We start from the raw sequence: 14,113 nt of genomic DNA on the forward strand, positions 1-14,113 counted from the left end.
GGCGTTCGAAGAGGCGGATGGAATCGCCCTTAGTTGGACTGGCGGCGCAGGAAAGCCGGGATTTCCAGCTGGTCGTCGTCGTGATGGCTGGACGATGCAGGCGTTGCACGGCCATGATCGTCAAGCTGGCCACGACGCGGTGCGTAGAGGCTGGCTTCCGGCGAAAGCGGGGCGCGGCGCTGCTGCGGCGCCATGCTCGGCGCATCCATCATGTCGGACGGAACTTCTTCTTCTTCGCGGCGACCAAGCGAGTTGGTGATGCGCTTCAGAAGACCCATCGGGCCACGCTCTTCCTGGGCGGCAGGAGCGGCGTGGGTGCGGTGGTCCAGCTCGGCCTTGACGACCGGCGGGAAGTCTTCGACCTTCGGCATGCGTACCGGCTCGGCCTGGCGGGCAACCGGTGCGGGTTCCTGATAGACAGGAGCCTGCGGCTGCTGCATGCGCGGCGCCGGAGCGGCAACCTGTTCCGGAGCATGGTAGACGGGCGCCGGAGCGACCGGTGCCGGAGCGGCCTGCTGAACCGGCTGGGCCGGACGGAGAGCCGCCGGCGCTTCAGCCGGAGAAGACGCGAACAGCTTGCTCTGCGGACGGAAATCCTGAGCCGGCTGCTGGTGTGCGGCGAAACCGAGTTCGCGTTCCATTTCGGCTTCCGCCGAACGGATGGTCTGGGCGATCGGGTCTACGGCCTTCTGTGCCTGCGATACTGCTGGAGCAGGCTGAACTGCGGCCGGAGCGGAAGCAACGGCCGCGGAAGGACGGATAAGCGGCTTGGCAACGGCTGCTGCGGCACGCATATCGGCAACGTTCTGCTCGCCGACGCCAGCAACGCGGTCGATGCCGGTCGCCACGACGGAGACGCGGATGAGACCTTCCAGAGCTTCGTCGAAGGTTGCGCCGAGGATGATGTTGGCATCCGGATCGACTTCTTCGCGAATACGGGTTGCAGCCTCGTCGACTTCGAACAGGGTAAGATCGCGACCGCCGGTGATGGAGATCAGCAGGCCCTGTGCGCCCTTCATCGAGGTTTCGTCGAGCAGCGGGTTGGCGATTGCCGCTTCCGCAGCCTGCATCGCACGGCCCGGACCGGAAGCCTCGCCGGTGCCCATCATCGCGCGGCCCATTTCACGCATGACCGAGCGAACGTCGGCGAAGTCGAGGTTGATGAGACCTTCCTTCACCATCAGGTCGGTGATGCAGGCAACGCCGGAATAGAGAACCTGGTCGGCCATGGCGAAGGCGTCGGCGAAGGTCGTCTTGTCGTTGGCAATACGGAAGAGGTTCTGGTTCGGAATGACGATCAGCGTATCGACGGACTTCTGCAGTTCCTCGATGCCCTGTTCGGCAAGACGCATACGGCGGCCGCCTTCGAAGTGGAAAGGCTTGGTAACGACGCCGACCGTCAGGATACCCTTGTTGCGGGCGGCCTGTGCGACGACAGGAGCAGCACCCGTGCCGGTGCCGCCGCCCATGCCGGCGGTGACGAAGCACATGTGGGTGCCGTTCAGGTGATCGATGATCTCGTCGATGCATTCTTCAGCGGCGGCGCGGCCGACTTCCGGCTGGGAACCGGCGCCGAGGCCTTCGGTGACGTTGACGCCGAGCTGGATGACCCGGTCTGCCTTCGTCATGGTCAGCGCCTGCGCATCCGTGTTGGCGACGACGAAGTCGACGCCCTGGAGGCCGGCCGTGATCATGTTGTTGACAGCGTTACCACCACCACCGCCGACACCGAAAACAGTGATGCGTGGCTTCAGCTCGGTGATATCAGGCTTTTGCAGCTGTATCGTCATTTTAGCATTCCTTCTTTCTCTGGCCGCATCGCCCCGCTGGCCGATTCTTGAAAACTCAACTCTGAAACCTCCGGCTTACGCCACGAGGCCACTCAAAAACTCTCTTTCAGCCATTGCCCCACCCGGGCTATCCGGCCGCTACCCGTACCAAACGGCGAGAACATTCCGCCTTGCGCCGCATGAATTTCGATGTCCGCCACCTGCGGATAGATCATCAGTCCGCAGGCGGTTGAAAATGCCGGTCCCTTCGCCGCCACCGGAAGACCAGCCACGCCCATGGGGCGGCCGATGCGAACGTTGCGGGCGAGAATGCGCCGTGCCGTTTCCGGCAGCCCCGTCAGCTGGCTTGCGCCGCCGGTCAGGACAACGCGCTTGCCGACGATGGGGCTGAAGCCGGACTTCTGGATACGATCACGGATCAATTCCAGCGTCTCTTCGATACGCGCCCGCACGATGCGGGTTACTAGTGCTCTTGAAACTTGCGATGGTTGATCGCGATCGTCTTCGCCAATCGGCGGGATCGAAATCATGTCGCGCTCATCCGCGCCATTCAGCAAAGCCGAACCATGCACCACCTTCAGTCTCTCCGCATCTTCGATTCGTGTCGAGAGGCCACGTGCAAGATCTGTCGTAACGTGATGGCCGCCAAGGCCGATCGCGTCGGTGTGAATGAGACGGCCTTCGGCGAAAACCGAGATCGTCGTGGTGCCGCCGCCCATGTCGATGGCCGCGCAGCCGAGTTCGACTTCGTCGTCCACCAGCGCCGCCAGACCGCTGGCATAGGGCGTCGCCACCATGCCTTCCACGGAAAGATGCGCGCGGTTGACGCAAAGCTCGAGGTTCTTCAGCGCCGTGCGTTCGACCGTCACGACATGCATGTCGACGCCGAGAAGATCGCCATACATGGAGAGCGGATCGCGAATGCCGCGCTCGCCATCCAGCGAATAACCTGTCGGCAGCGAATGCAGGATCGCCCGGTCCTGGCGCATGGACTGCTGGCTTGCCGCCACCAGAACCTTGCGCAGATCGCTTGCCTCCACTTCCTGGCCGCCGAGATCGATGCTCGCGGTATAGATATCGCTTGCCAGCCGTCCGGCGGAAACATTGACGATCAGGCTGTCGACGGTAAGGCCCGCCATGCGCTCGGCCGCATCGACCGAAAGACGGATGACGCCTTCCAGCGCGTCGAGATCGGCGATAACGCCGGATTTCACGCCGCGCGAACGCTGATGGCCGATGCCGATGATTTCGACCTTATGGGTACGGCCGGGCAGGATTTCGCTTTCCTGGCGCGGCGTCAGCCGGCCGATCATGCACACGACCTTGGTCGAACCGATGTCCAGCACCGAAACGATGTGGCTGCGCTTGGAAGAAAGCGGCTTCAGGCGAGGCAGGCCGAAATGGGAAGAACCGAAAAAGCTCATGTGTTCTTCTCCGCCTTCTTGAGAGCCTTGGTGCGCGCATCGACAGCGGCCTGACGGCGTTCCGTGGCGCCCTCGGTCAACTGGATCGTGGTGCGGTCAGCAAGCCGGAGATCGACGGCGGCGACATCGCGCGACAGCACCTTTTCCTCGAGATCGAGCCGCGCCAGCAATTGCAGCGCCTGCGGCAGGTTTTCTTCCGGCAGCTTGACGACGATGCCGTTATCGAGATGCAAGTCCCAGCGGCGGCCGGCGATACGGACATAGGCCCGGACACGGTTGCGGATTTCCGGCCAGTCGGCCAGCTGCTCGACGAAACCGGCAGCACCCGTTTCCGCGTCGCGGCCGACGAAGAGCGGCAGGGAGGCGAATTTATTGTCCCGCAGCGGCGCAATCACGCTGCCGCTTTTTTCGATCAGCGACAGTTCCGTTCCATGCTGCCAGATGCCGAAGGCCTGACGCTCCTTCAGCCGGACTTCCACGGTCTTGGGGTACACCTTGCGGATATCGACATCTTCCACCCAGGGAAGCTGCACCAGTTTGCGGCGCGCCGCATCGATATCGAGCGCGATCAGCGAGGTGCTGCCATCGAGGCCGAGAAGCTGGAACACTTCGATTTCGGAGGTCTGCAGATTGCCGGAAACCTTCACGTCCTCGACCGCAAAGCCTGCGGCGGATGTCGTGGTCTGGGTGACGATATTGGTGTGCCCGCCGAGCGACATGCCGTAAAGCCCGGTCACCGCGTAAAAGGCGACGGCCGAAATCGTACCGGTATGGGCTGGAATGTGAATGCGTCCGGTCACAAGGCTGACACCGAAGCGCACGAAGCGACGCAGAGGACGCGGCAATACCATGCGGTCGTCGGCGCTGGCCGCCGCCGCGAATTGTTCGCGCTTTTTTGCCGTCGACTTTTTGCCGATCACCGCAAACACGAAGCGTCCTCCACCATCCAGCTGACAAGGTTACCAAAGGAGCGGCCAGCATGGGCCGCCATTTCCGGCACCAGGGAGGTCGGCGTCATGCCCGGCTGCGTATTCACTTCAAGCCAGATAACTTCGCCATCTTCTGAGAAACGGTCGTCGTAACGAAAGTCTGAACGGCTTACGCCACGGCATCCGATCGCCCGATGCGCCATAACCGCCAGTGTTTGAATTTTTTGGTAAATTTTCGGTGAAATTTCTGCGGGAATGACATGTTTCGAGCCACCAGCCGCATATTTTGCGTCATAATCATAGAAATTGTGACCGAGCGGCACCACTTCGGTGACGCCCAGCGCCTCGCCGTCGAGTACACCGCAGGTCAGTTCGCGGCCGTGAATATAGCGCTCGACCATGACCTGATCGCCGTAGCGCCATTCCGACGAGGTGAGAATCTGCGGCGGATGCGACTGGTCTTCCTTGACGATCACGACACCGAAGCTCGAACCTTCACGCACCGGCTTCACGACATAAGGGGGTGCAAGCGGATGCTCGCTGGTGAAATCGAAGCGGTTCATGACGCGCTCGGCAGCCACCGGGATGCCGGCAGCAGCGGCAACCTTCTTGGCCTGCGCCTTGTCCATGGCGAGCGCGGAAGCGAGCACGCCGGAATGCGTATAGGGAATGGCGAGATATTCGAGGATGCCCTGAATGGTGCCGTCTTCGCCAAAGGGACCGTGCAGCGCGTTGAAGGCGACATCCGGGCGCAGCTCGGCAAGCACGGCGGCGATATCGCGCCCCACATCGACCCGGGTGACCTTGTAGCCCTCGTCTTCCAGAGCCTGCGCGCAAGCGTTGCCCGACGACAGGCTGACCGGCCGCTCCGACGAAAATCCACCCAAAAGAACAGCTACGTGCTTGCCGCTCATCGATACCTCTGACACCAACTCTCCGTTACGAACCACGCTCCGAACCGACCGAATTTGACGAACGGTGATTCTGGCACATGACCCTTGAGATCAGTTAAACGCCATTAAGGTTAATGAATCGTTTACTTTCGTTAACCGCCGCGTCCAACGTGCCGAGTTTCGTTAAAGAATCAGCACCGATCCGGATTCCCTCCTTGGAATCAGAGAGTTGCATGGATTGCAACATGCAGGTTTTCAATGATCGGAAATAAAACGGCGCTCGTGCGTCTGCCGCTCCGCGATAAAGGCAAGGCCGAAACGTTAACAGACGGGATTATTCCCCAGGGAAAATTATCTGGCGTTTCAGCGTTTTAAAACCGCGGCCTGAATCAGTCTCTCAATCGCCAAACCATCCCCGAGAGGCATAACCACACGTGTCGCACTGGTGGATCACATTATCTGCATTATTTCTTTTTTAGCATTCCATAAGAACAAAAATTGCGTTAACGCAGTCGTCGCCTCCCAAGGCATGACATTGCAATCATCCAAAATGGAACCAATACCATGACCGACGCGATATCTCCGGTATCGCCGACCGCTGACACTTCGAACGTTGTAAAGACAAATTCGCCTGCACGAGTTCTCACTGCCAGCCTGGTCGGCACGACCATCGAGTTTTTCGATTTCTACGTTTACGCCACGGCCGCAGTGCTCGTGTTCCCCACTTTGTTCTTCCCGAACAATGACCCGATGACGGCGCTTCTGGCGTCCTTCGCCACCTTCTCCATCGCCTTTTTCGCCCGCCCGCTGGGCGCTGTGGTCTTCGGCCACTATGGCGACCGCGTCGGCCGCAAGACCACCCTTGTCGCCGCCCTGCTCACGATGGGCGTTTCCACGGTCGTGATTGGCCTCCTCCCCTCCTATGAGACCGCCGGCGTTCTGGCGCCGCTGCTGCTCGCGCTTTGCCGCTTCGGTCAGGGTTTCGGCCTTGGCGGCGAATGGGGCGGCGCCGTCCTGCTCGCTACGGAAAACGCACCTCCGGGCAAGCGCAGCTGGTACGGCATGTTCCCGCAGCTCGGTGCACCCGTTGGCCTGTTCCTTTCGTCCGGCGTGTTCTGGATCCTGCTGCACTTCATGTCGCAGGAAGCGCTTTTGAGCTGGGGCTGGCGCATTCCCTTCGTCGCTTCGATCATCCTGATCGCGGTCGGCATGTGGGTTCGCCTGTCGATCACCGAAACGCCCGACTTCCAGAAGGCAATCGAAAAGGAAGAACGTGTGGCCGTGCCGGTCGCGGAACTGTTCCGCAACCACAAGCGCAGCCTCGTGCTCGGCACCTTCGTGGCGCTGGCCACCTTCGTACTCTTCTACATCGGCACTGCCTATCTTCTGTCCTACAACGTCAAGGTCCTGAAAATCCCGTTCCTCGACGCGCTGGAAGTGCAGATCCTCGGCTCCATCGTTTTCGGCATCTTCATTCCGATCGCCGGCAAGCTCGCCGAAAAATTCGGTCGCCGTGAAATCCTGATCCTGACGACGGTGCTGATCGGCCTGTTCTCCTTCCTGCTGCCCGGCCTGATGTCCGGTGGCGAAGGCTCGATCTTCGTCTTCGCGGCTCTTGCCATGATGCTGATGGGCATGACCTACGGCCTGATCGGAACGGCGCTCGCCGCCCCCTTCCCGACCCGCGTGCGCTACACCGGTTCGTCCATCACCTTCAACATGGCCGGCATCTTCGGCGCATCGCTGGCGCCTTACATCGCCACATGGCTGCAGGTGAATTACGGCATGGGTTATGTCGGTTATTATCTCTGCGTATCGGCGCTCATCACGCTCGCCTGCATCCTTCTGTCCCGCAAGGACGAAGTCTGAGCCACGCAGGGTTCCAAATACAAGAAGGCCCGCGGAACTTGAGGTTTCGCGGGCCTTTTCATATCTGCGCCCGATAGCGCAACAGCGCATCCATTCCCGGCTTTGTTGGAAATACGCTAGGCGACGGATTGGCGGATGTCGCGCTGGCCTGACACGCAGATGCGGTTACGCCCCGTTCCCTTTGCCTGATAGAGCGCCAGATCGGCATTGTGCAGGACTTTTTCGAAGACTTCGGCATCCTTCCGGACAGCCACGCCAATCGATATGGTGACACCGATCCGCATCTCCTGATAATCGACCGGCACCGCCTCGATACTCGCACACAGCCTTTCGCAAACGTCCAGGAACGATTGCAGCCCGGTTTCCTGCACGACAACGAATTCCTCGCCACCCATTCTGGCAACGCTGGCGGAGGCAGCGAAGGCGGCGCGTATCCGCTGTGCGACACTGGAAATCACCGCATCGCCTGCCAGATGGCTGAACCTGTCGTTCACGGACTTGAAATGATCGATATCGAGGAAGGCGACGCAATAATGCGGGCCAAGATCGATACATCCGGCATAAAGCCCAAGGCGATTGCTGAGGCCCGTCAAGGCGTCGGTATGGCTCAGATACAGAAATCGCTCATGCGATTGCGCCAGAAGCTTCACTTCCCTGGCATTCAGCCAGCAAACCAGCAGCGTTATCGTAAACGAGATTGCGGCGGACAGGGTAATGCCAAGGATAAGCCCGTTGACGAGATCCGTTACCAGCCCGAACTCCGCCAGCAGAAGCAGACCGAAGAAACAGATAAGAACAGCTATAACCGTGACGACACAGGCGACACGGATTGCAAATTCCAGCGGTTCAAGCCGCCGGCGGCGCTCCGACGTCGCAATCGAAAAACTCATCATCTCGATCAGTTTTTTCCAGAGACCCAACACCATCCCCAGCAGCGCCCAATCATCTAACGTCGTCGAAAACTCTAATATAAATCGTCTAAAATATTGGAGAGGGCCGACACCCTCTCCACTTTCATCTTGCTATAGACCATAACCATTGATCGACCGTTACGATAAACGCCAACGGCCGCATCAACGCAAGGTTTTGTCGCCAACTATACCGGACAACACCGGATTTCAGCTTCCGAGGAAAGGCTCCACCTCACGGCCCGGCATGAAAAGGCCAAGCCGCTTGATTTCCCATTCCAGCCGGATGCCCGACTTTTCGAACACGCGCTTACGGATGGTCTCGCCCAGATATTCCAGATCGTAACCGGTCGCATGGCCGGTATTGATCATGAAATTGCAATGCAGCGACGACATCTGCGCGCCGCCGATGACCAGACCGCGACCGCCCGCCTCATCGATCAGTTCCCAGGCGGAATGACCTTCGGGATTCTTGAAGGTGGAACCGCCCGTCTGCTCGCGGATCGGCTGCACGGTTTCGCGGTGATGACGCACAGCATCCATATCGGCACGGATTTTCGCCTTGTCTTCGGGATACCCCTCAAACAGCGCGCCCGTGAAGATCAGGCCCGCATCGGCACCGGAATGGCGATAGCTGTAGCCCATCTCGGCATTGGAAAGCACATGCTGGTTGCCCTGACGGTCGACCGCATAGACCTCCACGACACGCTCGCGCGTCTCGCCGCCATTGGCGCCCGCATTCATGCGCAGCGCACCGCCGATGGAGCCGGGAATGCCGTAATAGAAATGGAAACCGCCGATGCCATTATCCATGGCCATAGCGGCAATATGCTTGTCCGGGCAGATCGCGCCCGCCTTGATGCGGTTTTCACCGGCAAGCTCCACCTGGCCGAAGCCCTTGGCCGACAGACGGACGACAACGCCCGGAATGCCGCCATCGCGCACCAGAAGGTTCGAGCCGACGCCAACCACGGTCAACGGCACGTCTTCCGGCAGAATTTTCAGGAAGGCAATCAGATCGTCGGTATCGTGCGGCTGGAACATGACTTCCGCAAGACCGCCGGCTCTGAACCACGTCACGCGGTCCATGGGCGCATCCGGTGTCAGACGTCCCCGCAATTCATTTACCCCGTCGCCGAGCCTCCCCAGCAATTTAACCCCATCGACCTGTCTCATTCAGACTTTCCTGATATGCTCTTCAATTCCGAAGGCAGTACTGCTGCCCATTGCGTGATATTTCCAGCCCCCAAGAGAACCACGAAATCACCCGGATTCGCAATGCCTGCAACCACTGAGGCGAGATCTTCCCGTTTCTCGAGAAAACGGGCGTCACGGTGGCCGGCGGCCTTGATGGCCGAAACCAGCGCTTCCGAGCTCGCGCCCTCGATCGGATCTTCGCCCGCGGCATAGACCGGAGCAAGGATAATCGTGTCGGCATCGTTAAAACAATGCGCGAAATCGTCGAACAGGCTGGAAAGGCGGCTATAGCGGTGCGGCTGGTGCACGGCGACGATGCGGCCCTTGCAGGCCTCCCGCGCCGCCTTCAGCACGGCCTTGATCTCCACTGGATGGTGACCGTAATCATCAAAGACCTGTACGCCGTTGGCTTCGCCCGTCAGCGTGAAGCGCCGCTTGACGCCGCCGAAGGAGGCAAGGCCCTTCTTGATGTCGGCTTCCGAAATGCCGAGACGATTGGCAACCGCAATCGCCGCCGTCGCATTAGACACATTGTGGCGGCCGGGCATCGGCAGGACGAGGTCCTTGAAGGAGAATATCTTGCCGGTACGACGACGGCGGATTTCCACGTCGAACACCGAGCGCGTGCCGTCGATGCGCACATTCGAAAACCGCACATCGGCCTGCGGGTTCTCGCCATAGGTGATGACCTTGCGGTCCTCGATCCGGCCGACCAGCGCCTGCACTTCCGGGTGGTCGAGGCACATGACGCCGAAACCGTAGAAAGGCACGTTCTCGACGAACTGACGGAAGGCAGCGCGCACGGCATCGAAATTGCCGTAATGGTCGAGATGTTCCGGATCGATATTGGTAATGACGGCCACATCGGCCGGCAGCTTCAGGAAGGTGCCGTCGGACTCGTCGGCCTCCACCACCATCCATTCGCCCGCGCCCATGCGGGCATTGGTGCCGTAAGCATTGATGATGCCGCCATTGATAACGGTCGGGTCGAGATTGCCGGCTTCCAGCAGCGTCGCGACCATGGAGGTGGTCGTGGTCTTGCCATGGGTGCCGCCAATGGCGATGGCGTTACGGAAACGCATCAGCTCGGCCAGCATTTCGGCCCGGCGAACGATCGGCAGGTGCTTTTCACGCGCCGCGATGAGTTCCGGATTGTTCTTCTTGATGGCGGTGGAAACGACCACGACCTCGGCATCGCCGATATTATCCGCCGTATGACCGACGAAAACCTCGATGCCCTTGTCGCGCAGGCGCTGCACATTGGCGCTGTCGGCCTGATCCGACCCCTGAACGCGGTGGCCGAGATTGTGAAGCACTTCGGCAATGCCGCTCATGCCGATCCCGCCTATGCCGATGAAATGCACAAGGCCTATGGCTTTCGGCATCTTCATGCCCCAACTCCTTCATTCTTTATCTTGAATTCCTGTACGGACCGGCCGGAAGCAATCGCCTCCACCAGATCGGCCAGCACATCCGCCGCATGCGGTTTGCCCGTCGCCTTTGCCGCCGCTGCCGTTGCCGAAAGACGGTCCGGCTCCGAAAGCGCTGAGGACAGCAGGCCGGAAAGCTTCTGCGGCGACAGTTCCGCCTGCTTGATGACGCTTGCCCCGCCAGCCGCCGAAAGCGCTGCCGCATTGGCGGCCTGATCGTGATCGAGCGCATGCGGATAGGGAACGAGGATCGACGGGCGGCCGATCACCGAAAGCTCCGATACGGTCGAAGCGCCCGAGCGGCTGATGACCAGATCGGCCTCGCCGATACGCGACGCCATATCGCCGAAGAAGGGCGAAACATCCGCCTTCACGCCGAGCTTCTGATAGGAGGCGATCACGCTGTCCTTGTCTTCCGGCCGCGCCTGCTGGGTGACGACGATGCGCTTGCGCTGCTCATCCTTCAGCAGGCAGATCGCCGCAGGCACCGCGCTGGAAAAGAACTGCGCACCCTGGCTACCGCCGAAAACGACAAGCTGGAATGTCTCACCCGTCTGCGAGGGCGTATAGGGTATCTCCGACGCCGCCAGCACCGCCGGGCGAACGGGGTTGCCGGTGGCCACCGTCTTGTCGGAATATTGGCCGTTGGCGGGCGGCAGGAAACCGCCGGCGATTGCCTTCACCCGGCCTGCCAGCGCCTTGTTGGCGCGGCCCATCACCGCATTCTGCTCGTGAATGATGGAGGGAACGCCAAGCCCGGTCGATGCCAGGAGCGGCGGCACGGTGGGATAACCGCCGAAACCGACGACTGCGACCGGCTTCAGTTTCGCCACCAGCCGGCGCGCAGCGCGCAGACCAACCCACAGCTTCCAGAGCGAACGCGCCACGGAAATCGGGTTTTTCGAGCCGATGGTAGCGGACGGCACGACATGGATTTCATCCGCCGGGAACTTGCCCGCATAACGCTCGGCGCGGCTGTCGGTGACCAGATGCACCTGATAACCGCGCGCTTTCAGCGTGTGCGCGAGCGCCTCGGCTGGAAAGACATGGCCGCCGGTTCCCCCGGCGGCAAGAAGAACAATACCCTTGCTCATGATCGTTTACTCCGCGGGAACGCCGGAACCGACGCGGAAGAAACTCCGCTCCTGCGCCCGCTTTTCGGGTCTGTGGCGTGTCAGCGCCAGAAGGAAGCCGGCGGTCACGCAGATCGCCATCATTGACGAACCGCCATAGGAAATCAGCGGCAGCGTCATGCCCTTGGCGGGCATCAGTTCCAGATTGACGCCGATATTGATCATCGACTGCATGCCGATCTGCAAAACGAGGCCGGCCACGGCGAAGCGGCAGAAATCGTCCTTTTCCTTGAAGGCATGCGAGAGGCCGCGCAGCACGATGAAGGCGAAGATCGCGACGAGGAACATGCAGAAGACGATGCCGAATTCTTCCGCCGCCACCGAGAAGATGAAGTCGGTATGGCTGTCGGGAATGATGCGCTTGACGATGCCCTCGCCCGGTCCGCGCCCGAACCAGTCGCCGCGAATGATAGCCTCACGCGCCGTGTCCACCTGGAACGTATCGCCTTCGCCGGTCCAGAAACGGTCGATACGACCGGCCACGTGCGGCAGCATCAGATAGGCGGAGATGATGCCGCCGACGCCGACGCCGCCGAGCATGATGATCCAGAACCACGGCACGCCAGCCATGAAGAACATGCCGCCCCAGACCACCGACGTCAGGATCGTCTGGCCGAAGTCCGGCTGGGCTATCAGGAGCGCCGCCACGATGCCGAAGGTGATGATGGCGAAGAGATTGCCCGGAATTTCCGGATGGCGCGCCCGTTCGGCAAACAGCCAGGCGCAGACGATGACGAAGGCCGGCTTCATGAATTCCGATGGCTGGATCGAGAAGGTGCCGATGGAAATCCAGCGCCGCGCACCCTTGACCTCGATGCCGAAGAACAGCGCGAAGATCATCATCAGCAGCGAAGCGATGAGCATGATGACCGCGACGCGGCGCACCTGACGCGGCGACAGGAAGGACAGGCCGACCATGATCGCCAGCGAGGGCACCATGAACATCGCCTGACGCTCGACGAAGAAGAAACTGTTGAGGCCGATGCGCTCGGCAACCGCCGGCGAGGCCGCAAAGGACAGCATCAGGCCGATGCCCATCAGCGCGATGAACGCCGCCAGAAAGAAACGGTCGATGGTCCAGAACCACTCTGCGACCGGACCGCGATCAACTCGGCTTACCATGGCCTTCAGCCCCCTTTTCCAGAGTCAACCAGCATCGTCATGCCATCGAGCGCCGCGACCTGCGTGACGAACGAATCGCCTCTGATCTCAAAGTTCTTATATTGATCGAAGCTTGCGCAAGCCGGGGATAACATCACGATATTGCCAGCCGTCGCATCTTTTTCCGCATCCGCCGCCGCATGTTGCACGGCCTTGTCCAGCGTGCCGGATATTTCGTAAGGCACGGCCTCGCCAAGCGTCGCGGCAAATTCGGCCGCCGCCTCGCCGATCAGATACGCCTTGGCGATGCGCGGGAAAAGCGGCGAAAGGCTGGTGATGCCGCCTGCCTTGGGCAGACCGCCGGCGATCCAGTAGATACGGTCGAAACTTGAAAGCGCCGGTGCCGCAGCATCGGCATTGGTGGCCTTGCTGTCGTTGACGAAGGTGACATTGCCACGTCGGCCGACCGGCTGCATACGATGCTTGAGGCCGGGAAAAGACTTCAGGCCTGCGCGAACTTCCTCTTCGGAAACCCCGACGGCAAGGCAGGCGGCGATTGCCGCCGCAGCATTCTGCGCATTGTGGCTGCCGCGCAGGGTCTGGATACCGTCGAGATCAACCAGCAGCGCGGAAGTGCCGCCATGCGCCCGCAGGATGCGGCTGCCTTCGGCATGAAGACCTTCGGAAACGACATTGCGCTTGGAAATGCGCTCCACCTTGACACCGGCGCGTTCGATACGGTCGGCGATCAGCGTCGAATGGCTGTCATCCACACCGACAATTGCCGTGCCGCTACCTGCCACCAGCCGCTCCTTGACATCGGCATAGTGCTGCATCGTGCCGTGACGGTCGAGATGATCAGGCGTCAGATTGAGCAGAATGCCGGCGGTCGGATTGATCGTCGGTGCGAGATCGATCTGGTAGGACGAGCACTCGACAACATAGAAGCGCTGCGCCTTCGGCGGATCGAGGCTCAGTACCGCCGTTCCGATATTGCCGCCGAGCTGCGTATCGCGGCCGGACGCCTTGAGAATATGCGCGATCAGCGCCGTCGTCGTGGACTTGCCGTTGGTGCCGGTAATCGCGATGAAAGGGCAATCCGGCGCGTGCGCACGGCGCTCGCGGATGAAAAGCTCGATATCGCCGATGATCTCGACGCCCGCAGCTTTCGCAAGGTCGACCGACCAATGCGGTTTCGGATGCGTCAGCGGCACGCCGGGCGCCAGAACGAAGGAAGAGAAGTTCGGCCAGTCAATCGTCCGGAGATCCGCCGTCTTGATGCCTTCGGCCTCGGCCTTCGCGACGCTGTCGGGATTGTCGTCGAAAGCAACGACATCCGCCCCACCCGCGACCAGTGCGCGGGCGGTGACGAGGCCCGAACCACCAAGCCCGAAAAGCGCGACCTTCTTACCTTTGAACGACGTGACCGGGATCATCGC

At 60.9% G+C, this 14,113-nt stretch carries 11 protein-coding genes; 1 reads left to right on the plus strand and 10 read right to left on the minus strand.

Annotated features, from left to right (window positions below; all coding sequences use genetic code 11):
* Window positions 1–29 precede the first annotated feature (29 nt).
* The 4 genes from ftsZ to CFBP4996_RS08785 form a co-directional block, all read right to left on the minus strand.
* The gene (ftsZ, locus tag CFBP4996_RS08770) at window positions 30–1,790 is read right to left on the minus strand and encodes a cell division protein FtsZ (RefSeq protein ID WP_059756666.1); all 1,761 of its coding nucleotides are present in this window, start codon (window positions 1,788–1,790) and stop codon (window positions 30–32) included.
* 92 nt (window positions 1,791–1,882) lie between these two features.
* A complete protein-coding gene (ftsA, locus tag CFBP4996_RS08775; protein ID WP_003513208.1) occupies window positions 1,883–3,214 on the minus strand; it encodes a cell division protein FtsA in 1,332 nt (443 codons plus the stop codon).
* A complete protein-coding gene (locus tag CFBP4996_RS08780; RefSeq protein WP_162935842.1) occupies window positions 3,211–4,143 on the minus strand; it encodes a cell division protein FtsQ/DivIB in 933 nt (310 codons plus the stop codon). Before CFBP4996_RS08780 ends, ftsA begins: the two co-directional genes overlap by 4 nt.
* Window positions 4,131–5,057: a D-alanine--D-alanine ligase gene (locus CFBP4996_RS08785; RefSeq protein ID WP_059756663.1), complete on the minus strand. Its 927-nt coding sequence runs from the start codon at window positions 5,055–5,057 to the stop codon at window positions 4,131–4,133. Before CFBP4996_RS08785 ends, CFBP4996_RS08780 begins: the two co-directional genes overlap by 13 nt.
* 543 nt (window positions 5,058–5,600) lie before the next feature.
* Here CFBP4996_RS08785 and CFBP4996_RS08790 point away from each other — a divergent pair.
* Window positions 5,601–6,905 (plus strand): MFS transporter, encoded by a 1,305-nt coding sequence (locus tag CFBP4996_RS08790; protein WP_003522203.1) that lies wholly within the window; start codon window positions 5,601–5,603, stop codon window positions 6,903–6,905.
* A gap of 116 nt (window positions 6,906–7,021) precedes the next feature.
* On the opposite strand, the gene CFBP4996_RS08795 is transcribed toward CFBP4996_RS08790, so the two are convergent.
* From CFBP4996_RS08795 to murD, 6 genes are all read right to left on the minus strand, one after another.
* The gene (locus tag CFBP4996_RS08795; protein ID WP_162935841.1) at window positions 7,022–7,831 is read right to left on the minus strand and encodes a GGDEF domain-containing protein; all 810 of its coding nucleotides are present in this window, start codon (window positions 7,829–7,831) and stop codon (window positions 7,022–7,024) included.
* A gap of 192 nt (window positions 7,832–8,023) precedes the next feature.
* The gene (gene murB / locus CFBP4996_RS08800; RefSeq protein ID WP_080851400.1) at window positions 8,024–8,989 is read right to left on the minus strand and encodes a UDP-N-acetylmuramate dehydrogenase; all 966 of its coding nucleotides are present in this window, start codon (window positions 8,987–8,989) and stop codon (window positions 8,024–8,026) included.
* Window positions 8,986–10,401, minus strand: coding sequence for a UDP-N-acetylmuramate--L-alanine ligase (murC, locus tag CFBP4996_RS08805; protein WP_080851398.1), 1,416 nt, complete (start codon window positions 10,399–10,401; stop codon window positions 8,986–8,988). Before murC ends, murB begins: the two co-directional genes overlap by 4 nt.
* Window positions 10,398–11,534: an undecaprenyldiphospho-muramoylpentapeptide beta-N-acetylglucosaminyltransferase gene (murG, locus tag CFBP4996_RS08810; RefSeq protein ID WP_080851396.1), complete on the minus strand. Its 1,137-nt coding sequence runs from the start codon at window positions 11,532–11,534 to the stop codon at window positions 10,398–10,400. Before murG ends, murC begins: the two co-directional genes overlap by 4 nt.
* A gap of 6 nt (window positions 11,535–11,540) precedes the next feature.
* Window positions 11,541–12,695: a putative lipid II flippase FtsW gene (gene ftsW / locus CFBP4996_RS08815; protein ID WP_003522198.1), complete on the minus strand. Its 1,155-nt coding sequence runs from the start codon at window positions 12,693–12,695 to the stop codon at window positions 11,541–11,543.
* 5 nt (window positions 12,696–12,700) lie between these two features.
* Window positions 12,701–14,110 carry a UDP-N-acetylmuramoyl-L-alanine--D-glutamate ligase gene (murD, locus tag CFBP4996_RS08820; RefSeq protein WP_080851393.1) on the minus strand — a complete coding sequence of 470 codons (1,410 nt, stop codon included), beginning with the start codon at window positions 14,108–14,110 and terminating at the stop codon, window positions 12,701–12,703.
* Window positions 14,111–14,113 lie beyond the last annotated feature (3 nt).

The organism is Agrobacterium leguminum (assembly GCF_005144435.2).
Classification (GTDB): Bacteria; Pseudomonadota; Alphaproteobacteria; order Rhizobiales; family Rhizobiaceae; genus Agrobacterium; species Agrobacterium leguminum.